The sequence below is a fragment of the Bradyrhizobium sp. Leo114 genome (genome assembly GCF_055229415.2).
In genome coordinates this window covers 58,147-79,876 of sequence record NZ_JBUYEN020000032.1, presented here as the reverse complement: position 1 = coordinate 79,876, position 21,730 = coordinate 58,147, and the positions used below count along the sequence as shown (strand labels likewise).

Genomic DNA, 21,730 nt, shown 5'->3' with positions numbered 1-21,730 from the left:
CGATTAGCGGGGATCAGTTGGGAGCGGTGGAGTGGATATGGCACGTTTTGCATCGACCGGGATTTGTGCAGGTTGGGCCGTCCGCGAGGCTGTTCGTGCTTTATCCGCTCGTACCCTGGATCGGCGTGATGGCGGCCGGTTATGCGCTCTGGCCCCTGTTCGAGCTTGAACAGGACGCGCGGCGACGCTGGTTTGCGACGCTCGGCATAGTGACGCTTGCGGGCTTCATCGCGTTGCGGGCCTCCAATCTACATGGCGATCCGCGGCCATGGTTGATGCAGAGCTCGTGGCTCCCGACCTTGCTGTCGTTCCTGGATTGCGAAAAATATCCGCCGTCGCTACTTTATCGCGCGATGACGCTAGGCCCCGCTTTCCTGGTCCCCGCGCTGTTCGAACGCGCACGCGGCACAGTCGCGGGCTTCATCATCACTTATGGACGCGTGCCTTTCATCTATTACGTCGTCCATATTTTCCTGATCCATGCAGCCGCGGTCGTCCTCGCGTGGGTTCAATGCGGCACAGCCTCCTTCCTTATCCAGCATGGCCCAGGGTGCGCGGCCCTCGACTTATGGCCTAAGCCTTGCGGGCGTCTACGTCATCTGGTTCTTGGTGGTCGCAGCTCTTTATCCACTCTGCCGCTGGTTCGCCGATCTCAAACAACGCCGTTCCGACTGGTGGCTGAGCTATCTTTGAGCAGATCTTTGAAAGGGAAGAGATTCGGCTGCGGCGATCAACCAGCGACCAGGGAGGACGCCGCGAGTGAACTGCGTTGCGTCAGTCGGCGTCTTGAACCTGCAAATCGAAGACGTGAAAGGATGGGCTTCTAGCGTCGGCGGGCTGCCTCGAAGGCACTTCCGCTTATGGCCCAAGAGCGAAGTTCGGCTTGGCTTCGAAATGGTCCGCTTTATCGGGGTAAAGCGGAAGTGACCGACCGATCAGCTAATCGGGGCTGTTGACCCCTTGCGGACATTTGATTTGACGCGAGTGGATGCAGCCCCCGATGCTGCCTCACTGGGGAGCGGCGTTCGATACAACTGGATCGGGAGACCGCAAATGGCGGCTTACATGATTTTTGACGTCGATATTCGTGACCCAAAGCAATACCAGGAATTCATGTCGGGTGTGAAGCCTGCGCTGGAGATGGCCGGAGGCAAATATCTGGCTCGAGGCGGAGCTCACAAGGTCTACGAAGGAGATTGGGAACCTCGCAGGATTGTCTTGCTGGAATTCCCGTCAATCGCGGCATTTGAGGCCTTTTACAATGGCGCAACGTACCAAGGACTCAAAAGCATAAGAGACTCTTGCAGCTCAGCGCGTTTGGTCGGCGTGGAGGGCCTCGGCTGATGGCCCGCTGGGCCGCACGTTGGTGTCCGCTGTTGGCGCGAAGCCGCTGATAAAGCACGGGCAGAGCATGTCCGCTCTGCCCCGGTAGTTCAGACGTCAACCTGTTCTGCTATGGCGAGCGCGTCGTCGCCCTCAATGCCCAGATATCGGACGGTGCTCTCGATTTTCGTGTGGCCCAACAAAAGCTACACGGCTCGCAAGTTGCACGTCCGCCGGTAGATCAGAGTCGCCTTTGTTCGCCGAAGTGAATGTGTTCCGAACAGGTGTGGATCAAGCCCGACGCTGGGTAAGCCAATCAGACAGAAGCCGCGCGTACTGCCGAGTGGTTAGACAACTAGGTCGCCGCCGGCCGGTGAATAGGTATTCTCCCGGCTTCTTGCCCGTCGCTCTCAGATAGTCGTCGACGGCTTGGCGCGTCGACTCGGTGAGTTCAAATTTGACCGGTCGTCCCGTCTTCTTCTGCCGGATGATTGCACGATCAGCCGCGTTGCCGCTTGGCGCGATGTCATCGACCTTCAGCGCCACGACATCGCAGCCACGAAGTTTACTGTCGATGGCCACGTTGAACAGCACCAGATCGCGGAGCCGGCCCTCGACCTGGAGCTTTGTCCGGATGGACCAGAGGTGCTTCGGACGGAGTGGTGGCTTCGCACCGACGATCTTACCCTTGTTCCACGGGACGTGCTTTGCGACCTTCTCGATGGTGCTTAAGACTTCGATCATGGTGACCTCCTCAATTAATGAGGTCGACCATTCTCAAGCCGGTGACCTCTGAAATGACGTCGGCTTTCAGACGATTGAAGACGTACTTGGGTCCAATTCGACCGATCGGGCGACGGATTTTGACCGTAGCGGTCATCGCGCGGTGCAAGTGCGGAGGTAGTCCGACTCTGGTCCGAACGATGATGTTTGAATGCGAGGGCGGCGAGCGTACCTGGGAGGAGTAAAGACCATGCGCCGTGACAGCCTCTATCTGCGGCGCTCTCGTTCGCGCGATGAGAACAATCGGTCGGCTGCTCTGTCGAGGCGCAGCGTTTCCGACGCGCCCGCGCGATACAGATGGCCAATCAATTCACCGGATTCTCGGTAAATTTTGGTGCCTTTGAGCTCATAGAGCAACTTGCCGGTAAGGTCGAAAATGGCGGGACCGATGACCAGGCCGACGTAGTCTCCCCTTACTGTTGTATAGGTCGTATTTCACGAGGGAGCTTCCTTTTGTCGAGAGCCTCGCCGGCAGGCGCTCATTCGCCCGGCAACAGCTTTATCGGGGCGGCTTCAGTTCGCCGTCGAACCAGCCCAGTGCTTCGGAGTTGATCGGATCCGCAGCGGCCTGAGCTTCATGGATAAGCCCGCATTTCTTGCATCTTAAGGTCCAGTACTCAAAACCGGGTCTCCCCGGCGCCACATGCAGGACTTCCATGTGGGCTTGGCACATGGGACACCTGGGCCGCACGAGTTGGCGTGACGGCAGCTTGTTAGTGAGTTGCGCGTCGGGCATGCGGCACTCCCTTTGTGGCGGGAGCGCAACACTCTCAGTCACCGATGGATGCCCAGGAAGAGCGGTGATGGCTAGCAGCGTATACCCAAAGAGCGCATGCGCAAGGTCTAAAAGTATACCCAGGGGGGCCCGCTATCAGACCAATATGGGTCCGGGCCGGTCGGCCGCGTCACCACGTCTCGCCCGAGAGCGGAACAAAGTCCGGCAGCCGGGAGTCGGATAACCATGCAGCACCCCAACAAGCCCCGGTTGGAAGCGAGAAACCTGTCCGATTACGGCTATCGCCGAAGGAGGAGGAATGACCGCTTATAATTACGAACGCAGGCCCCCCACTGCCGCCCAACGTGAGGCGCGAAGGGCCTTCAAGGAAGCCGATGCCAAAGTAGCGATGTCCGAGTATGAACGCACGCAGGCGGCGTTTCATGCAAACCGCGAGCGGTTAAAGGCTGAACGACTGGCTCGCGAGGCCGAAGCGGCGGCCCGGAAGCGCAAAACCTGATCCACGGCAAGAGTTTCCCCTCTCCGGTGCACCGGAATGGCGATTCCGGCGCGAGGGCCTGACCCCCGATTTTTGCTCAGACGCGATGACACGGTCGCCTGTCTGAACCGGATGATAATTTCTGACTACGAATTTGGCCAATTCTGGATTTCAATTTGCGTCATCCTCAAACCCAAGGAGATCGACATGGCCAAAGGTCAACAAAGAAGCAATCGGGAAGCTAAGAAACCCAAAAAGAAGAAGATCAAAGTCATCGCCGCAGCACCAAGCCAAAAGGGTGCGGGATGGCAGCCGACCTTCGCTGAGGGCAAAAAGAAGTAGAAATGGCTAGCGGCATCCAACGCGTTGTCCATAGATCCGCGTCCGTCCAGCGGCTGCACGTGCTCAGTGCTGCACGAGAGCGAGATTGGCCGCTCCACGTCATAGGACACATAGCCGCGGATCTCGTCCGGCCTTCAAAGCTCCAATGGCAAGTCGCGTAAACGATCGGGCGGTTTCAAGCGTCGGGCGGTTGATTTCGACCTGATGGAAAGGAGTAGGTCCAATGGCGCTCACGCGTGGTCGATTTCTCGGCTACGAGTTCGACAGGATGGTCATGCTGTTTTCGATGGTTGACGGCCAAAGGGAGATACCGTGCGCCATCTCGACTTTCGCGATGGATGATCTGGAAGGTGTAGCGCGGTCCGGGTCCAACCAGCGCGAGGCGCAAATCATGAAACTCCGCGATCGGTTTGAAGAGCGTGCCGCTCGCAAAGTCCTAGCTATGGAGTTCGAAGGCACTTCTCCAGGCATTATCTTGCGCAGTATCGACTTCAAAACATAATCACGGGAGAAGTCAGCAAGCATCATGCCCAGCGCGATACCTGCAATTCCATCGAAAACGCCTGTGCTTTGGGCTGCATTAATACGAGTTGGCGTGCTCGGGCTCGCGAATGCTGGTAGTCGGTTCGCAGCACCGAACTCGATTTACTTTCTCGCGACGCCGGAACGTCATGTCGCTATTGGCCCATCTGCGAAGTGGCGGGACCTCTAATTGAGGTCCATTTAGCAGGCATTAGCGGACCAGATTTGCTCGCGCTGAGTTTTTCGCATTTTGACCCAGAGCAGTCATTGGCTCCAGCAAAATCAGCTGCCGTTGGACATGGGTCTGTCGGATCTCCAGCTAGGCGTTCGTTGGTTGGAAGTTGCTACCTATCATCATCGACTTCCAGACCGTGCGATTGGTCTCAATTCATAATCCGAGGCTTTGGAACGCCACATCGCAAAGCCTGTTGTCTTTTCAGAAATGACCGTTGTGGTCGGACCCCATTTCCTTGGAGCGCCAGATGAGCAAGCGCAAGTTGGGAACAGCGTCAACGCGCGTCCGCAATCCCAAAAAGGTAGCCGCGCGAGCCCAACGGAACAAGCAGGCAATTGTTAGAAGCCCGAAAGACGATTTTCTGCGCTCTGTTGCGACGGTCTCGATGGAACCACCTTTAAAACTGCATGACGATCCAAAACACGATGCTCCCACCATTGAGACCCGGGTGGATGCGTTACCAGGTGACCTCAGTCAGAGGATGAGGGATAGCGATCCAGCGAAAGGCTCCGCTTTAGCGACGGCAAACATGCAGGCTTATCAAGCGAAGCTTCTTGAGATAGCTCAGGCCAACGGGCAATTTGCTTTTGAATTCGGCCTGAGGCTTACGGCGATCAGGTCGCCAATTGATTTTTTCGCCGTCATTATGGAATTCACAAGCAGACGGATCGAGATGTTCGGGCAGCATGCGAAAGAAATGGCTGCATATCCGTTCTGGCGCATCGATGCGTCTCGGAAGCTCACGGTTCTGGCTGAACAATGATGGGCAAGTGCCCCCGCTGCGTAAATGGATGGACGCAACGCTGAGTACGGTTTGCTTGCTTCGCTGGGCGAGTGCAGGCTCACTGAGGGGCGGATCAACGTCTGCCATTGGCCCAAGCCGGACCTATCGATAGGCGGCTCTGGTGGTCTCGTTCGGGCAAATTCGGACAAAGCGAGCCTGAGTGCGCGCGAAGGCCTTTCCCGAACATTGGTCTCGTTGACCTGCCACTGCGTTTTCATCCAGCGGCGGTTAGAGTCTCGGAGTTTTGTACGCCAAGTGGCGCGGGTGGAGCAACGGACGATCGGCGGAGCTGGTCGGGATTGCGTAGCCGATCGTCCGTTGCGGTGAGGTTGGCGGCATAGGCCGCGGCGGTTAGGTATTTCAACGATGAGTGAGGTCGCCGGAGATTGTAGTCAGCGATCCAGTTGGCGATCTTGGCGCGGGCGTTGTCGAGATCGAAGAACAGGGTCTCGTTGAGCAGCTCATCGCGCATTCGGCCATTGAAGCTCTCGATGAAGCCGTTCTGCATCGGCTTGCCGGGCGCGATGAAGTGCCAGTCGATGACGGCATCCTTGCTCCAGGCGAGCATGGCATTGCAGGTGAATTCGGTGCCATGGTCGGACACGATCATTCCTGGCTTGCCACGTCGTTCGACGATTGTCGTGAGTTCGCGGGCCACCCGCCGCCCCGAGATCGACGTCTCCGGAATGGCGCCCAGGCATTCTTTGGTGACGTCGTCGACAATGTTGAGGATGCGGAAGCGCCGGCCATTGGCGAACTGGTCGTGGACAAAGTCGAGCGACCAGCGCGCGTTGGGCCTGGCCTCCACCAGGATCGGGGCCCGGGTCCCCACAGCCTTGCGCCGAGCCCGTCGCTTGCGGACGGCGAGTTCCTCCTCGCGATAAAGCCGGTAGATCCGGTTGATCCCCGACGGCTCGCCCTCCCGCCGCAGCAGGACGAACAGCCGGCGGTAGCCGAAACGCCGCCGCTCGTTGGCGAGATCTCGCAGCCGGCCTCGCAGCTCTGCCTCTGGAGGGCGGCTGGACCGATAGCGGATCATCTTCCGATCCGCGCTCACGATCGAGCAGGCCCGCCGTTCCGACAGGCTCATGACGGCCTGCAGATGCGCGACCGCAGCGCGTTTGGCGGCGGGCCCTACCGTGTTTTTGAAAGAAGCTCGCGAAGGGCGGCCGCATCGAGCATCTGCTCGGCCAGAAGCTTCTTTAGCTTCGCGTTCTCCTCTTCCAAGCCCCTCAGCCGCTTGGCCTCGGAGACATCCATACCGCCAAATTTGGCCTTCCAATTGTAGATCGTCGCCTCGGAAATCCCATGCTTGCGAGCAAGGTCAGCCGTCTTCGCCCCAGCCTCATGCTCCTTCAACACTGCGATAATCTGCTCTTCCGAAAATCTTGCTCGCTCCATCTGTCCGTCCTTCTGCGGGCCGGACTCTAACTCCATCTGGAGGAAATACGCAGTGGCAGGTCAGATCGGACCAGACGTCCCGACCGCTCGCGATATCTGTAAGTGATACGTTGACCCGGACCTGATCCCCGCTGCGCCGCACCGCGCCCTGGACCGCCCATCGGATGCCAAGGTCCTTGCCAAGCGTCCTGAAGTCGATCTGCTTGTTCTTGTATGTAAAGGCCGTTCCGCGTCCGATAACGAATGCGCCGGGCATTCGCGCGAGGTCGGTCGTCAGATCGGTCGTAATGCCGTCGGCAAAATAGTCCTGCTCCGGATCGCTGTTGAGATTTGCGAACGGTAGGACGACTAGTGATAAGCGGGGAGCAATATCGGGCCGGGTCGTAGCCTCCATCTGCGTCTGTTGCTTGTCCGGAAACACGTCGGTGCGGAGCGTCTTCCACACAATCCAGTAGCCGACGAAGCTACCCGCGATCACGCCGATAGCCGCGATCGAAGCGAGCGCTCCACCGATCAATCGCAATCGCGTCCGCAGGCGATCCCTACAGTTGACAGTCCATGCCGGTTGGTCCGATGGCTCGTTAGCAGATGGCGTTTTGTTCAGTGGGTCACTATCGGACGCGGGTTTGTTCGGTCGGTCGCTGGAGACTTCCGAGTTCGTCACCATTGCCTCCCCCGCAGGGTCAGACGCCCGACTGCTCAACTTAGCAGATTTTTGCGGCTTTGCGTTGGTCAAGTTTGCTGACTAAGTTCACGTGTCTTACAAATTGTTACCGGACGGTCGTCGGCTTTACGACGTCGAATAGATGTCCGGTTGGGGTCAAAATGCGAAGAACACAGAGTGAGCAAATCTGGCCCGCTCCGCCCCAGTAAGCGGACCGCAATGAGGGGTGTCGCCACTTCGCTGATGGGCTACAAGCGGACCAATACGGCAGGTCTGCCCACAGATACCCCCCCCGACCACGATCGACCGCGCCGCAGCGTTATCTCGCAAGTGTCGCCTTGTAGGACCGGTTGAAATGGACACAATATGCTCGCTTCGGGATCGAGGAGGATGCCATGCCCGAAGCACTAAGCGACATTGATTATACGGTTGATGTAGGCAGACACGAGACGATGCTCCGTGCGAACACACCCAAAGGAGAGGAATTTCTCGGCGGCGCTGACCTTACAATGTCCAATGAGGAAGCGCATACATTCATACAGGATGCCCGCGCAGCAGGGCTGACGGTCAAATCGTTTTTCTAGCAGCTTCGCAAACCGGCGCTCGGCTTCGTCGATATTTTCAAGGCGCTCGGAAAGCGGAAGCAACGGGCCCCGGCGGCCCGCGCGTTAGTCGGGCTGTTCGCTAGAGCAACAACGCCAGGACCGCGTACGCCGCGGCAATGCACATCGCCAGCACGAATATCACTATGATCATATCGCCTCCTTCGGGTTGGCCTACCTGAGAGCAACTAGCAGCCGAACCGTGCAATGGTTACCGCTGAGGACGTCAGCATGCGTCGGTGGCGTCTGCTGGAACTCTCATTCCAGCAGACAAGTGGGAGCTGCCGAGTCAGACTAGCTATATCCAACGCATATGAATGAGCACTCGGTGACACACGTTGAGCTAATCAACGTATGTAGTAATAGCCTCGTGATCCGTATACGACCGGCGGCGCGACATATGCGGCTGGCGGAGACGCGTAAACAGCAGCCGGTGCAGCGAAGGTTGACGTCGCTGCCGCGCCCACGGCAACGCCCGCTGCGGCACCTGCGGCAATGGCACCCCCGTAGCAGCAGCCGCGGTAATACCCGCCACCCCAATAGCCGCCGCCGTGGTAGTATCCACCACGCCAATAACCGCCGCCCCGATAGGCTCCGTAGTGAAAGTTGTGAACGCCGCCGAATCGCCCGACCGCAACACCGTGAAAGCCGCCAAATCCTCTGAACACCGCAGCTTGTGCCGGCACAGTTAGCGATGTTGCGGCCACAGCGGCAACCGCCAGCTTCGCTACGCCATGAGGTTCGGCGCCGACATGTTGACTCTGCCTCCCACTCAGAGAGTCGCCGCGACTTTTGGCCATAGCGGAGGTAACCGCCAGACTTGACGCGCTGCCACTTAGCCAGCAAGCGCTCGGTGAAATGACAGGACTAACACGCAAGACCATCAACGCGGTTCTCCGCCGGCTACAGGCCGATAAGGTGTTGCTCTGTGACTATCGACAAATTGAGATTCGAGACGTCGATCGACTGCGGGAAATCGCTCGCCTTTTGACATGATAGCCTCGTTCAATATCGAAGTTCGGGTCATCTTAGCTTGCGACTTCTGCTCCGGGTCAAACTGAGAAGAACTCAATGTGAGCCTATGTTTTCCGCTTTGCCCTCGAATGCGGACATTCATCATAGCGGTCGGCATGTCTCAGAAGGGCCAGGAGCCGACGAAGAGGGCTCGCATCTATGACGAATTTCCCTGTTGCAGCGCACCTACAGCCCGCCGCCGCCGGAGCAAGGCGCCTCACAGAATAGCGACATTGGCCGAGAGTTTCGGGAACTCAAAGCGCCGCCAGACGGTTTCTACTCAATGGAACGCCTGCTCTATTTCCTTCCCGCTCATCCGCAACCTGCCTATATCCGATTTGGGACGAGCGCCCTCATCATGGCGTTCTTCATGCTTGTGCAAATGGGTCTGCAATCGCAAAGCGGCTTCGGCGGATTGTTCTTCCTTCTTCCCGGGATCTTTCTATGTGGCCTTCTGTTCGATCGCGCTAGCTCATTTTTCGGGACGGCACTCGCCACGTTATATGCGGTGTACGCCGCGCCCGCTGCACCGTGGATTGCCCATCTTCTACCTTTGGGATTGTTCGTTGCGACAGGTCTCGGTATCGGCCTAGTTGCAGAGGGATTCCGTAACGAACTGGAGAGGGTGGTTGCCGCCGAGAAAGCGAAAACGGTTCTTCTCATGGAGTTGGCGCATCGCACGAAGAACAATTTAGCCATGATATCCGCGATGATGCGATTGCAGGCCAAGCAGGCTAGCGTGAGCGCGGCCGACGCGCTCGGCGACATGGCCTCACGCGTCCAGGTGATGGCAAAGGTCTACGATCACCTCACGATCAGGGCCGAGCGGAAGGTCGTCGATGCAAAGCAGTATCTCACAGAAATATGCCAGCATCTTTCCGCGTCACTGACTGGGACAAGCCCTGTGGCGATCACGGCTCGGGCGGATGAGCTGTATATTCACAGCGAGCAGGCCGTCCCAATCGCGATCATCGTCAATGAGCTTGTTACGAACAGCCTAAAGTATGCCTTCCCGGACGGGCGGCCGGGGCATATCCACGTCGACCTTCATACCGATGGAGAAGTGGTCCTTACTGTGAGTGACAACGGCGTCGGCATCCGAACGCAGCAGCCGGAAGGCGTCGGATCGCGGGTTGTATCTCTGTTATCACAGCAACTCGGCGGCATGATCGATTACGAAAATCTGGATGATTACGAAAATCTGGATCGGGGTTGCCGCGTCACACTCCGAATGCCTAAGCCTAGCGTCTAGCGGCCGACCGTCGGCACGCCTTCAATCGACCTGACGACGCGCTACTTCAACCGGGCCGTGTCAAGGGTCCGCTCCGGGTCAGATTCGGAATTGGCGGACCAGCACATTTTGGACCGCTTTCGACCCGGTAGCCGACCTACTCCTCGCGTTCGCGATGGCAGCCAAGGGCCAAATTCAGAAGTCTTCGTGTGCGGGGCCGGACCCGTGCTTGTTCTCCGAGGAACCACTGCGTAACTCGTTCGTTGTGCTGGTCTTCCGCACAGCAAAAGGAACACCACCATGGATCGCGAACATGTGAAGGGCGCTGCCGACAAGGCAAAAGGCGCCATCAGAGAAGGTGCCGGTAAGCTCACTGGCGACAAGGAGATGGAAACCGAAGGCAAGATCGACAAGGCGAAGGGATCCGCACACAACGCGGCCGGAGATGTGAAGGATGCAGCGCGGGACGCCGCTGGCGCCCTCAAAAAATAAGCACAAGAGGGAAGACCAAGGCCTAGCCGCCTCCGGGCGGCCTTTTCTTTTGCCACAGGGCGGTCGGGCTGAGTGACGAAGAGCTTGGACGTGCCGCTATGCCCTTTTCGGGGCAGGAGGTGGCATTCCAAACGAAAGACGCCGCTAACTGCGGCGGCCTTACAATTGAGATACGAAAAGGGTAACGCATGCGATCAGCGTTGCCGTACTGAGGGTTACTACGACGAGAGCTTGTTCACTGCGGGCTTGCAAATCATCATCGTCCATTGATCCCAACGCCAGACCGCGCATCTGGTTTCGATGCATGGAGAAAGACTGTCTTGGTTATTTCGGTGGAGCTCAGCAATGGCCGGCCGAACGTACGTTTGGGGCAAAGTCTGTAGAACTCAGCGTGAGCAAATCTTGTCGGCCATGCCACGCCAAGCGGGACCTCGACGAGGGCCATTGCCACTTCGCCGATGGGGCCAGATGGTCCCGACGTTTCACCATACAAACAGTTGCTCTAGTTAATTCGAAATCAGGCCATTCACATTTTTAACATTGGTAGATGAACGGCTCGGGAAACCGACGGATGCGACTGGAGGCTGGGCGAGGTATGTCGCCTTTAGGGCCATTAACGGAAGTGCACTTCAACGGTCTGAGTTTAGCCGCCCCTGTCGCGCATTGCTTTGAACCGCGTCTCAACCCGCGACGTCAAACCCTAGGCTTATAAAGGAGCTCGACGTAGTCCGGTCTACCTTCCACATCGGACGTTGCAGCGCTCGTGGCAGATCGACGCAAAGGGGACGCTGCGCAGGTTCCTGGATCTCGTCCTGCTCCCGATGCTGTTCCGATCGCTCCTCGGGGAGAGCCCGAAGGACCTCAAGACGGAGCTGTCCGGCTGCGTGCGCGAACGGGTCGGCTTCTTTCTTGCGGCGTGCGAGACGGATTGGGGTGCTCTCGCAAGCTCACGACGGACATGATCGGCTTGGCGAGCCCGCCGCACTTGCGGCGTAAAGGAATCGCGCCGGATATTGCGGCGTGACGTAACGGTTGGAGGGGCGAACAGCACTTAATGCAGCGCCGATCGATCCGGCGATCAGGACAACCCACATGGGCCACGGCATCCACGAATGCGTGCTTTTGATCGGGACCTGATCCGCGGAGGGCATTATGGCCAGCGGTATGTGAACCGCGCAAACAGGCCGAACACGTGGCCGCTCCGACCAAAGCCGGAAAGTGAAGATTCTCGTTGCCAACAGGAGCCGTCCACACATGGCCCATCGCTGCCGCCGACGCGGTAGCGCCACACGTCCGGTCGCAGGGAGAGGCCGGAAGTTCTGAGCGGGCGCTACGCCCACGCTTTTTGGACCCTAAGCCGACAACGCAGCAGAGCCGCCATGTCGGCGGTCTGTGGAAGGCCCGACATTGTAGGATGGTGGCCTTCACGCCCCTAGGCCGAGGCCGAGGATTGCTGCGATTGCAAACACGTCAGGTACTCGGCCATATCCGACGTAGCGCAGCAGTGATATCTTTATCGAGAGCGGGGCCCTTTCTCCCGCACATTACCTCGGCCCGAAGTTCGGCCCCCGGAAGTAACCCTAAGGTTCTCGAGGCGGTCCCGATGCCTACGAATCGCCGCGACTTGTTGTTGGCGGGATGCTGCGCCGCCTCCGCTCCGCTGCTTTGGGGCATTACCACTCGGCTCAGAGCCGAAGAGCGCGATCCGCCGCCAGAGACCACTACGCTGCGCCTCGCGAAGAGCCCAAGCCTTTGCATCGCGCCTGTCTACGTCGTCAGAGACCTGCTGAACGCCGAGGGGTTCACAAACGTCGTTCACGTCGAAACCGGGTTCGTAGGTAACGGATCCGCACAAGACAAAGCGATCTGGAGAAGCAGCGATGTCGACTTCAACCTGAATTTCTCTGGGCCGCTCCTTCTTGAGATCGATAGAGGCCTGAGCACTACCGTTCTGGCCGGGATTCATGTCGGCTGCTTCGAGCTCTTCGCCCGGGAGGGCATACGCAGCGTCGCCGACCTGAAGGGTCGAACCGTCGGCGTCCAATCGCTCGAGTCGCCCCCGCATGTATTCCTGAGCGCGATGGCGACGCTTGTGGGGCTCGATCCCGCCAAGGACATCGAGTGGGTGACGAGCGCGAAGGTCAAGCCGATCGAATTGTTTGCAGACGGCAAGATCGACGCCTTCCTCGGATTTCCGCCAGAACCTCAACGTTTGCGCGCGCAGAACCTCGGGCGCGTTATCGTCAACAGCGCACAGGATCGCCCATGGTCGCAATATTTTTGCTGTATGCTGGCGGGCAATCGCGAATTCGTTCGAAGAAATCCTGTTGCCACCAAACGCGTGGTGCGCGCCATGCTCCGAGCCACGGATTTATGCGTGAGCGAACCGACCGTCGTTGCGAAGCGTATGGTGGATGGGGGGGTCGCGCCTCGCCTGGACTACGCGGTCCAGACGCTTGCGGACGTGCCGTACAACCGCTGGCGCGAGTACGATCCTGAGGACACAATCCGCTTTTACGCACTTCGTCTTCGCGAAGCTGGAATGATCAAGTCAAGCCCTGCGAAACTCATCGCGGATGGAGCTGACTGGCGGTTCCTCAACGCGGTGCGACGTGAATTGGGAGGCTGATCAACTACAGCGCTTTCGAGGAGGTCCCGATGCATACAAACCGTCGCGACTTGCTGCTGGCTGGGGCCTACGCAGCTTCCGCAGCCCTGTTTGGGAGCGTCTCAGCTCGACTGAGGGCCGAAGAGTCCAATCCGCCGCCGGAGACTCCTACAATTCGGCTTGCGAAGAACCCAAGCATTTGTATCGCACCTCAGTACGTGGTCAGCGATCTATTGAATGCCGAGGGGTTTACAAACGTGGTTTACGTCGACTCCGACGCTGGCGTAGAGCAAACCAGAGCAATCGCGAAGGGCGACATCGACTTCACCCTGCATTTCTCTGGTCCGCTTCTTCTCGAGATCGATCGAGGTGCGAGCATTACTATTGTGGCCGGAGTTCATGTCGGCTGCTTCGAGCTGTTCGCCAAGGAGGGCATACGTAGCGTTGCCGATCTGAAGGGGCGAACCGTCGGCCAGCAGGGGCTTGGCAGTAGCCCGCACGTTTTCATCAGTGCGATGGCGGCGCTTGTCGGACTTGATCCAGCCAAGGATATCGAGTGGGTGACGAGTGCATCGGTTAAGCCGATCGAGTTGTTTGCTGAGGGTAAGATTGACGCGTTCCTTGGATTCCCTCCGGAACCACAGCGCCTGCGTGCGCAGAATATCGGTCATGTCATCGTTAACAGTGCGCAAGATCGCCCATGGTCACAATATTATTGCTGCATGTTGGCGGGGACTCGTGAATTCGTCCGGAAGAATCCCATTGCAACCAAACGTGTAGTTCGCGCCATGCTCCGAGCTACGGATTTGTGCGTCAGCTCGCCAGCCCTTGTTGCGCGGCGGATGGTGGACGGGGGGTTCACGCCTCGTCAGGACTATGCGGCTCAGACGCTTGCGGATGTGCCGTACAACCGCTGGCGCGAATACGATCCCGAGGACACTATCCGCTTTTACGCGCTTCGTCTGCGCGAAGCGAAGATGCTGAAATCGAATCCAGCCAAAATTATCGCGGATGCAGCCGACTGGCGGTTTCTTAAAGAGGTTCGTCGTGAACTTGGAAGCTGATTCGGCGTCGTTCCTTGGCCAGCGTCCACTCCCTGCAAGATTGCGAGGAAGTGGAGATGGCGCGTCGATAAACGACGTTCTTCTCGGTTTTGCACTACGACCCTCATTGCGCACAAAATTGCTGATGGCGTTCTTCGCCATCGAGGTCTTCTTGGTCTCGGTTGGGGTAATCGGACTCCTCTCGCTGCGCGAGGCGGATCAGCGGGCGAACCAAGTCGTTGGTCTGCAGCAGAAGATCGAGGCATATCGGCAGATGCAGCACAATACGCTCCGGCAGCTTTATGGCGTGTCGACAGCGCTCGCCTTTCCAAATGAAACGACGTTGGCAGTTGTGCTGCGGCAGGTCAATCAGTTTGGGTATGACCTTGATCGCGTCTCGTTCGTCGCAAAGGACGAGGTGGCGTTGCTCAACCAAGTGCGCGAAGAATATGCGCGCTTCATAGCCGTCGTTTCAAACATTGCGGAGCTCATCCGCGGTGGACGAGCGGCTGAGGCCAAACAGAGAGAACTCGCGGAGCTCGGACCTCTCGCGGACAAGCTCGAACGACTGACTAATCAATTGGTCAATCGGGCTGAAGCAGACATGGTGGCCGGCATAGATGCGAGCCGACAAACCTACACCAAATCACAGATGCTCGTCACTGTGGTCGCTCTCGCAAGTTTTGTCCTTACGCTGGTCTTAGGACATGCGATCTCCCGCTCGGTGATCGAGCCAGTCCGCATTATTCACGACGGCTTGAACCGGATAGCCGCTGGCGATTTTGCGCAGCGCATAGAGGTGCCCAATCGGGACGAGCTCGGGGAGCTTGCGGCGCACGTTAATTCGACCTGCGACGAGCTGCAGCAGCTCTACCGGAGCCTTGAGGAGGCGAGCCGACACAAATCGCAGTTCCTCGCAAACATGAGTCATGAATTGCGGACACCCTTGAACGCGGTACTCGGCTTTTCGGAGCTCATGCTGGACGGCATATACGGCGATCCGCCAGAGAAGATGCGCCCCGCCATCGAAAGGATCCAACGGAACGGCAGACATCTGCTCGGGCTCATCAACGACGTCCTCGACCTCTCCAAGATTGAGGCCGGACAGCTTCGGCTTTCGCTGGCCGACTATTCGGTGGAGGAGCTGGTAAATGTTGTCCATACCTCCGTTGAGTCGCTCGCCGCGGACAAGAACCTGAGTTTGAGAATTGCCGTTCCCGCTGGCTTGCCGCCCGCGCGGGGAGACGAACGCAGGCTCGCTCAGGCCCTGTTCAATCTCGTTGGTAACGCGATCAAATTCACAGACCGGGGAGAGGTCCGAATAGAAGTGGAGGCGAAGGCAGATTCCTATGTCTTTTCTGTTCAGGACACAGGACCTGGCATCGACGAGGCGGACCAAGCCAGAATCTTCCAGGAATTCCAGCAGGTGGATAACTCGATCACCAAGACGAAGGGAGGCGCGGGGTTGGGCCTCGCAATCGTAAAGCGCATTGTGGAAATGCATGGCGGACGAATCTGGATCCAATCTCGCGTCGGCCAGGGCGCTCGGTTTTCTTTTCTGGTGCCGGCCCGCCTTGAGCAGCAGGCGGTGTAGGCATGAGCAAGCGCGTACTTGTCGTCGAAGACCAGGAGGACAATCGGCAGATTCTGCGCGATCTGCTTGCAAGCGTCGGTTATGAAATGATCGAGGCGCACGACGGCGAAGGAGCGCTCATGGCGGCGCGGACCCATAGCCCGGACCTGATCCTGATGGACATCCAACTGCCTCTTCTCGACGGATATGAGGCGACACGTCGCATAAAAGCGCAGCCGGATCTTCGCGATATTCCAATCATTGTCGTCACCTCCTATGCGCTTAGCGGCGACGAGGAAAAGGCACGCGCGGCTGGCTGCGATGCCTACGTCGCTAAACCCTACAGCGCACGAAAGCTACTTGAGACGATCCATCGATACCTGCCATGAGGGCCCCGTGCGTGGTGATGTGGAGCGGAGATGCATGTCCCACCCCGAATCTTGATCGTGGATGACAACGAAACGAATCGCTGCCTTCTTACCGCGCGCCTCGGTGCCGAGGGTTATCAGACCGTGGAGGCTGAAAACGGCGAGAGGGCGCTCGCGGTCGTGCATGAAGTAGAGCCAGACGTTGTCCTCCTCGACGTCATGATGCCGAAGATCGATGGCTTTGAGGTCTGCCGGCGACTGAAGATCGATACGACGCTGGGATTTGTTCCAATCATCATGGTGACGGCGCGGACCGAATCAGAGGATGTCGTCGCGGGACTCAACGCGGGTGCTGACGAGTATCTGACCAAGCCGGTCGACCATGCAGCCCTCGTTGCGCGTGTGCGCTCCATGCTCCGAATTAAAGAGTTGCATGATCGAGCTGAAGCCCAGGCTGTCGAGCTCGCCGAGTGGAATAGAAGGCTCGAGCAGCGTGTTGAGGAGCAAGTTGTGCAAATTGAACGGGTCAGCCGTTTGAAGCGGTTTCTGTCGCCGCAAATAGCGGAGTTGATTCTTTCTTCATCGACATATGAGCCGTTGGCGAGCCACCGCAGACAGGTAACGATAGTCTTCGGTGACCTTCGCGGTTTCACCGCGTTCGCAGAGACTGCTGAACCCGAAGAGGTGATGGCGGTGATGCAAGAATATCATGCCGCCTTAGGCTCCCTCGTGCACCAGTTTGAAGGCACATTGGAGAGGTTCCTGGGCGACGGAATCATGGTGATTTTCGGCGATCCGATACCTTGTGCAGATCCATGCAACCGAGCTGTCCAAATGGCGGTCGCGATGCGAAGCCGCCTATTGGAATTGTCGAATAAGTGGCGGCGTGAAAGACATGACCTTGGTTTTGGAGTCGGCATTGCGTATGGATATGCGACGCTCGGCGCCATCGGTTTTGAGGGACGTTCTGAGTACAGCGCGATCGGTACCGTGGTGAATCTAGCTGCCCGTCTTTGCGCGGAGGCGCGCGACGGTCAGATTCTCGTTGATGGTAAGGTGCGGGAGGCGCTTGACGCGAGGGCGACCGCGGAGCCCGTGGGTGAACTGACGCTCAAGGGGTTGCGTCGTCCGATAGCGGCATACAACGTCGTTGAGATGACTTAGTCCCTTCGAAGCGCCCGGCTGGAGGTCCGGCTCGCCCGGTAACGATGTTTGTTTATAGGCGTAGAGGGGAAGTCGTGGGTACGCGGCCAAACCGACGCGAATGACCCCAACCGGACTTCCGGCAAAGTGCAACCAACCACGTCACGTAACTAGCGATGTAATCGCGGATCGGGAAGTGTCACAGAAAGAGACAGCACAAGCCTACGATTGCGAGAAGGTAAAACAGTGCAGCGATCGGCGTGAAACAATCAAGGTCTACGCCAATCTGGCCGTTTGGCAGCCGCTAGTAAGGAGCAAGCCGGAACGGCCCGGATGAAGCATTCTGCGGCATAAGGATCACTCGACCGCCTGACACCCACGGAAGCAACCGTTTGCCGGTGACCAAGCCCACAACCTGCAATAAACCAAATATCGCTTCACCCATTGTGATGAGCCTTTCTACCACTATCATAGGCTCTCAAACCGTTAAGTACAATTTCGCAAGGCCTATGCCCGTGGAGCTCGTATTTGTGGTTACCTATTGGGGCTGTTACATTGTTTGGCCAGTTCTCTTTGGCTGGGCGGTGATGCTCTGCTATACGATCATTCCAGGGTTTGCGTTGGGTTGGCGGCTGCAATTGGCCAGTGCGAGCATTCGGACCTATGTTTGGTCGGCTGAACGGCTTTTAGTAAGTTTGTTCGCGTTGATTTTTGATCATCGAATCTTTTTTCGTTGGCATACGCCGGTTCGAAAGCATGACTGCTCAGCTGTCCCTGTCGGAAACCTAATCCGGCTGGTATGTGAGGCCGAATCGCGCAATGCTTCTGTCTCATGAGAGAAGCTTACAGCCTGGTCTGGTCCGTGCTGGTCATATTGTTCCGGTCGCGGGTCTCGTTGGAAGCTGAGATCCTGATCCTTCGTCATCAACTTAACATCCAGCGACGGCATGTGCCGAAGAGAGTGGCCTTCAGTGCCATAGATCGCCTGATTTTTGTTGGGCTGTATCGTTTGGTGCCAAATACCATCAAAGGCGCTGACGATAGTGAAGCCGGATACCATCATCCGTTGGCACCGTGCCGGTTTCAGAGCGTATTGGCGCTCGAAATCGCGGCACCGCTGCGGTCGACCAACTGCACCGTTGGAAATTCGCCGGCTGATCCGCGAGATGAGCATCGTCAACCCGCCGTGGGGAGCGCCGAGAATCCATGGTGAGCTTCTCAAGCTCGGCATCGAGATCGGTCAGACCAGCGTCGCCAAGTATATGGCGCGGAGGAGGGGCCCTCGCTCGCAGGGATGGAAGACGTTTCTTCGCAACCATGCGGATGGCATTGTCGCAATGGACCTCTTCGTCGTGCCGACAATCTCATTCCGACTGCTCTACGGTTTGCTGATCATCGGCCATGGCCGGCGGCAGATCCTGTGGTGCGGGGTGACCGCGCATCCAACTGCCGAATGGATCGCCAATCAACTGACGGAGGCGTGTGGCTGGGAGCAAATCCCTCGTTACCTGATCAGGGACCGCGATGGTGCCTACGCCGAGATATTCACACGCCGGGTGAGATCCATCGGTATCCGAGATCGCCCGACGTCTCCTCGTTCACCCTGGCAAAACGCCCATGCAGAACGGCTGATCGGTTCAATCCGGAGGGAATGCATGGATCATGCCGTAGTCTTTGGCGAACGCCATCTGCGCCACGTGCTGCTCTCGTACATGAGCTACTACAATGGCACGCGACCCCATCTGTCATTGAACAAGGACGCGCCGATATCACGCGCCGCCGAGACAGTCGGACGCATTATCTGTCGCCCGATTTTGGGTGGGCTGCACCACCAATATGCCCGGATTGATTTGCGATGAGGACAGGAGGATGGACCGATTTTCGACATCATCGAGGGCGCTGAGGATTTCTGGCTGGCCACGGATGCTTACATCTATGGCTATCCGCTGGTGACCGTCGAAATGACGCGCAGGGTTATTACAAACCAGCCAAAAGTAGAGGGCACACGCGGCCCGATGGGTCAGATCATCAACCTGCGCCAATACCCTAACGCATCTTTTCGTGACGTAACGGCGCCAAATGCGGACACGCTGTACAGCTCCGGTTTCTTCTACGTCGACAAAGAACCTTGGGTGCTCAGCGTTCCTGACATGAAGGGTCGATATTTCCTGCTGCCGATGCTGGACGGATGGACTACCGTCTTTGCTGTACCGGAACGCGAACAACAGGCACCGGAGCGCAGACCTACGCAATTACCGGCCCGAACTGGAGCGGCGCCCTGCCATCAGGTGTAAAGGAATTGAAGTCTCCGACGAACATTGTTTGGCTCATCGGACGCCTCTACTGCACGGGTACACCCGAGGACTATGCTGCCGTCCATGCGTTGCAAGATCAATTGAAGATGGTCCCGCTGAGTGTCTTACGGGAAGGAATACACGCCGCCGGCGGGGACGGTCGACCCGTCCATCGATATGAAGACGCCGGTGCGAGACCAGGTCAATCGAATGGACGCGGTGGAATTTTTCACGCTCCTCGCGCAATTGATGAAGGACAACCCTCCGTATGCGGCAGATGCTCCCGAAGTCGCGCGCTTCGCCAAAATCGGGCTGGTGCCGGGCAAAGACTTTGATGCCAGCGAGCTGCGGGCGGATTTCGCTAAACGTATCCCGCAGGTCGCGTTTGATCGCATCCTTCTTCAAACGAAGGTGAACGACGCCGTGAAGCACGTCAACGGCTGGATATACGACACGAAGACTGGAATATACGGAACGGACTATCTAAACCGCGCCATAGTAACTGCCATCGGCCTTGGCGCAAACCGCACCCAAGATGCCATCTACCCGTTCTCCCAGAGGGACGCCGAGGATCACGATTACGACGGAGCTAACAAATACCTCCTGCGCTTTCCCAAAGGACAGTTGCCACCTGCGCGCGGCTGCTGGTCTGTCAAGATGTATGACGCCAATTATTTCTTCGTCGCCAATCCCATCAATCGCTACTCTATCAGTCCTCGCCAAGATCTGAAGACCAACGCTGATGGCTCAACGGACCTCTACATCCAAAATCAATCGCCGGGCCCGGACAAGGAGTCGAATTGGCTTCCCGCACCAAACGGCAAGTTCAAGCTGATGCTCCGCATGTACTGGCCGGATGAAAACCCACCTTCAATCGTCGACGATACATGGACGCCGCCAAAGGTGGAGAAGACTAGCTAACGTGATCTGATTGTGCCGGTCTTCGATTGCTCCCGCTCCAAACGATTGCAGATACCCCGCGGGGCGGGAGCATAGCGCCGTTGTCGAACAGCAGCCACTCCATGACCGATTTGGATCAATCGCGTCGTTTTCGGCCCGTTCGAGGGATGTCTGGTTAGCTTTTAACAGCGGCGGAATAGCAGACATCCACCAACCGCCTGCTTGGGGCCAATAGCGACTTAGAGCGGCGTCCGGCCTACCCGGTGAGTTGACGTGCGATCTTCAATCCGGGTTTCGGCCATGGGCAAGACCGGACATAACCGCCGTCGCTTCTTCGTGCAGCCGTTATTGTTTGCGCGGATCGTCAGCAGGATTGATGTAATCGATGCCACCTGGGCCAATGAACTGAACCTGAAGTATTCCTTCCTCGCTTCCGGTCCACGCGAAATGCGGGTGTTTCGCAGGGTACACCCATAACGAGCCAGGTTTTAGGAGATCACCCTTCTTTTCGAATTTCTCACCATGACTGCTGCCGATTGCCCCGCTTAAGACGGTCACAACTTCAGAATAGGGGTGAGTGTGCGGAGGCATTTGGAAATTCGCTGGAAACTTGATGCGCAAGACGACAACTTCGCCTTTCTTGCTGGGATCGCCGACCAAGGTGGCAATCTGAACGCCTTTTGGAAAGGCTGGATTATCCTTCCATACGAGCGCCTCGGGCATCAGCCGCGCCTCAGTATCTTGCGCGATTACCGGAACAGACAGCATAATCAAGCTGGTCGCGGTCAGAAGCAATTTTTCCATGAGAATCTCCCAAGCTCCATGCAGCAAGAGAACTCAAGTCGCAATGCGGCGAGCGTGAGTTTGAGATAGAAGCTGCGCGCCGCGTACAGTCGCAAGGCTATACTACCTGCAGGCGAACAATAAAGGCAGAGATATTGACTTACAGCCTGGCAAACGGGTTGATGCCCGCTTCGGATCAAAAACGCGAAGAACTCAACCGAAGAAATCTAGTCCGCTGTGCCTCGCCAAGCGGACCTCGGTGACGTAGTTCACCACTTCGCCGATGGGCCATGAGCTGACGAGCTTACACCTCGGCCGTGAAAACGATCAGATGAGAGAATGATGCGGTGTTGGGACAGCGTGACTGTCAGATTACATGGCCTTGCTCCGATCGAGGTTTGAGCATTCAAT

19 protein-coding genes and 2 pseudogenes are annotated in these 21,730 nt (G+C 57.7%); 17 read left to right on the top strand and 4 right to left on the bottom strand.

What is annotated here, in order from left to right; genetic code table 11:
* The first annotated feature begins 95 nt into the window (after nt 1–95).
* A complete protein-coding gene (locus ACZIRK_RS31335) occupies nt 96–827 on the top strand; it encodes a hypothetical protein (RefSeq protein ID WP_474418782.1) in 732 nt (243 codons plus the stop codon).
* A 226-nt stretch (nt 828–1,053) separates the two neighbouring features.
* On the top strand, nt 1,054–1,344 hold the full coding sequence (locus tag ACZIRK_RS31330) for a DUF1330 domain-containing protein (protein ID WP_028162812.1): 291 nt from the start codon (nt 1,054–1,056) through the stop codon (nt 1,342–1,344).
* Between the two features lie 89 nt (nt 1,345–1,433).
* On the opposite strand, the pseudogene ACZIRK_RS31325 reads toward ACZIRK_RS31330, so the two are convergent.
* A pseudogene (locus ACZIRK_RS31325) lies at nt 1,434–2,067 on the bottom strand (tyrosine-type recombinase/integrase).
* 1,073 nt (nt 2,068–3,140) lie between these two features.
* Between ACZIRK_RS31325 and ACZIRK_RS31320 the strand changes: the two are divergent.
* The 4 genes from ACZIRK_RS31320 (at nt 3,141) to ACZIRK_RS31305 (ending at nt 5,182) form a co-directional block, all read left to right on the top strand.
* Nucleotides 3,141–3,341: a hypothetical protein gene (locus ACZIRK_RS31320; RefSeq protein ID WP_456646819.1), complete on the top strand. Its 201-nt coding sequence runs from the start codon at nt 3,141–3,143 to the stop codon at nt 3,339–3,341.
* Nucleotides 3,342–3,377: 36 nt separating this feature from the next.
* The gene (locus ACZIRK_RS31315; RefSeq protein WP_130227741.1) at nt 3,378–3,662 is read left to right on the top strand and encodes a hypothetical protein; all 285 of its coding nucleotides are present in this window, start codon (nt 3,378–3,380) and stop codon (nt 3,660–3,662) included.
* A gap of 223 nt (nt 3,663–3,885) precedes the next feature.
* Entirely contained in the window at nt 3,886–4,164 is a 279-nt protein-coding gene (locus ACZIRK_RS31310; protein ID WP_474418781.1) for a DUF1488 family protein, read from the top strand.
* Between the two features lie 502 nt (nt 4,165–4,666).
* The gene (locus tag ACZIRK_RS31305) at nt 4,667–5,182 is read left to right on the top strand and encodes a Phasin protein (RefSeq protein ID WP_474418780.1); all 516 of its coding nucleotides are present in this window, start codon (nt 4,667–4,669) and stop codon (nt 5,180–5,182) included.
* Between the two features lie 235 nt (nt 5,183–5,417).
* Here ACZIRK_RS31305 and ACZIRK_RS31300 read toward each other — a convergent pair.
* Together ACZIRK_RS31300 and ACZIRK_RS31295 are read right to left on the bottom strand one after the other, a co-directional pair.
* A protein-coding gene (locus ACZIRK_RS31300; RefSeq protein ID WP_474418779.1) for an IS3 family transposase occupies nt 5,418–6,604 on the bottom strand; the annotation gives its coding sequence in 2 pieces (ribosomal slippage) (nt 5,418–6,346 and nt 6,346–6,604; 1,188 coding nt in all).
* Nucleotides 6,549–7,340 (bottom strand): hypothetical protein, encoded by a 792-nt coding sequence (locus ACZIRK_RS31295; RefSeq protein WP_474418778.1) that lies wholly within the window; start codon nt 7,338–7,340, stop codon nt 6,549–6,551. The genes ACZIRK_RS31300 and ACZIRK_RS31295 overlap by 56 nt, the downstream gene beginning before the upstream one ends.
* Before the next feature lie 323 nt (nt 7,341–7,663).
* Here ACZIRK_RS31295 and ACZIRK_RS31290 point away from each other — a divergent pair, with 323 nt between their 5' ends.
* The 11 genes and pseudogenes from ACZIRK_RS31290 to ACZIRK_RS31240 all read left to right on the top strand — a co-directional run bounded on the left by ACZIRK_RS31290 (nt 7,664) and on the right by ACZIRK_RS31240 (nt 20,557).
* A complete protein-coding gene (locus ACZIRK_RS31290) occupies nt 7,664–7,852 on the top strand; it encodes a hypothetical protein (RefSeq protein ID WP_130231582.1) in 189 nt (62 codons plus the stop codon).
* Between the two features lie 810 nt (nt 7,853–8,662).
* A complete protein-coding gene (locus ACZIRK_RS31285; RefSeq protein WP_474418777.1) occupies nt 8,663–8,866 on the top strand; it encodes a helix-turn-helix domain-containing protein in 204 nt (67 codons plus the stop codon).
* Nucleotides 8,867–9,059: 193 nt separating this feature from the next.
* Nucleotides 9,060–10,136, top strand: a complete 1,077-nt coding sequence (locus ACZIRK_RS31280; RefSeq protein ID WP_474418776.1) for a sensor histidine kinase — start codon at nt 9,060–9,062, stop codon at nt 10,134–10,136.
* Nucleotides 10,137–10,415: 279 nt separating this feature from the next.
* Nucleotides 10,416–10,607, top strand: coding sequence for a CsbD family protein (locus ACZIRK_RS31275; RefSeq protein WP_130228987.1), 192 nt, complete (start codon nt 10,416–10,418; stop codon nt 10,605–10,607).
* Nucleotides 10,608–12,210: 1,603 nt separating this feature from the next.
* Complete coding sequence (locus ACZIRK_RS31270; protein ID WP_474418775.1) at nt 12,211–13,236, top strand: ABC transporter substrate-binding protein; 1,026 nt, start codon at nt 12,211–12,213, stop codon at nt 13,234–13,236.
* A 29-nt stretch (nt 13,237–13,265) separates the two neighbouring features.
* Nucleotides 13,266–14,279, top strand: coding sequence for an ABC transporter substrate-binding protein (locus tag ACZIRK_RS31265; protein ID WP_474418774.1), 1,014 nt, complete (start codon nt 13,266–13,268; stop codon nt 14,277–14,279).
* 124 nt (nt 14,280–14,403) lie between these two features.
* Nucleotides 14,404–15,852: a HAMP domain-containing sensor histidine kinase gene (locus ACZIRK_RS31260; RefSeq protein ID WP_165435479.1), complete on the top strand. Its 1,449-nt coding sequence runs from the start codon at nt 14,404–14,406 to the stop codon at nt 15,850–15,852.
* 2 nt (nt 15,853–15,854) lie between these two features.
* Nucleotides 15,855–16,220: a response regulator gene (locus ACZIRK_RS31255; protein ID WP_130228983.1), complete on the top strand. Its 366-nt coding sequence runs from the start codon at nt 15,855–15,857 to the stop codon at nt 16,218–16,220.
* Between the two features lie 57 nt (nt 16,221–16,277).
* Nucleotides 16,278–17,363: an adenylate/guanylate cyclase domain-containing protein gene (locus ACZIRK_RS31250; RefSeq protein WP_474418773.1), complete on the top strand. Its 1,086-nt coding sequence runs from the start codon at nt 16,278–16,280 to the stop codon at nt 17,361–17,363.
* 1,022 nt (nt 17,364–18,385) lie between these two features.
* The gene (locus tag ACZIRK_RS31245) at nt 18,386–19,201 is read left to right on the top strand and encodes an integrase core domain-containing protein (protein WP_474418772.1); all 816 of its coding nucleotides are present in this window, start codon (nt 18,386–18,388) and stop codon (nt 19,199–19,201) included.
* A gap of 18 nt (nt 19,202–19,219) precedes the next feature.
* Nucleotides 19,220–20,557 (top strand): annotated as a pseudogene (locus ACZIRK_RS31240) (DUF1254 domain-containing protein).
* A gap of 324 nt (nt 20,558–20,881) precedes the next feature.
* Here the strand turns inward: ACZIRK_RS31240 and ACZIRK_RS31235 are convergent.
* A complete protein-coding gene (locus ACZIRK_RS31235) occupies nt 20,882–21,340 on the bottom strand; it encodes a cupin domain-containing protein (RefSeq protein ID WP_130228981.1) in 459 nt (152 codons plus the stop codon).
* Between the last annotated feature and the right edge of the window lie 390 nt (nt 21,341–21,730).

Coding starts and splice junctions, on each gene's coding strand:
- ACZIRK_RS31260 (WP_165435479.1), top strand. CDS start 14,404: ATGGCGTTCTTCGCCATCGAGGTCTTCTTGGTCTCGGTTGGGGTAATC.
- ACZIRK_RS31235 (WP_130228981.1), bottom strand. CDS start 21,340: ATGGAAAAATTGCTTCTGACCGCGACCAGCTTGATTATGCTGTCTGTT.
- ACZIRK_RS31310 (WP_474418781.1), top strand. CDS start 3,886: ATGGCGCTCACGCGTGGTCGATTTCTCGGCTACGAGTTCGACAGGATG.
- ACZIRK_RS31265 (WP_474418774.1), top strand. CDS start 13,266: ATGCATACAAACCGTCGCGACTTGCTGCTGGCTGGGGCCTACGCAGCT.
- ACZIRK_RS31315 (WP_130227741.1), top strand. CDS start 3,378: ATGGCGATTCCGGCGCGAGGGCCTGACCCCCGATTTTTGCTCAGACGC.
- ACZIRK_RS31275 (WP_130228987.1), top strand. CDS start 10,416: ATGGATCGCGAACATGTGAAGGGCGCTGCCGACAAGGCAAAAGGCGCC.
- ACZIRK_RS31270 (WP_474418775.1), top strand. CDS start 12,211: ATGCCTACGAATCGCCGCGACTTGTTGTTGGCGGGATGCTGCGCCGCC.
- ACZIRK_RS31255 (WP_130228983.1), top strand. CDS start 15,855: ATGAGCAAGCGCGTACTTGTCGTCGAAGACCAGGAGGACAATCGGCAG.
- ACZIRK_RS31330 (WP_028162812.1), top strand. CDS start 1,054: ATGGCGGCTTACATGATTTTTGACGTCGATATTCGTGACCCAAAGCAA.
- ACZIRK_RS31290 (WP_130231582.1), top strand. CDS start 7,664: ATGCCCGAAGCACTAAGCGACATTGATTATACGGTTGATGTAGGCAGA.
- ACZIRK_RS31305 (WP_474418780.1), top strand. CDS start 4,667: ATGAGCAAGCGCAAGTTGGGAACAGCGTCAACGCGCGTCCGCAATCCC.
- ACZIRK_RS31320 (WP_456646819.1), top strand. CDS start 3,141: ATGACCGCTTATAATTACGAACGCAGGCCCCCCACTGCCGCCCAACGT.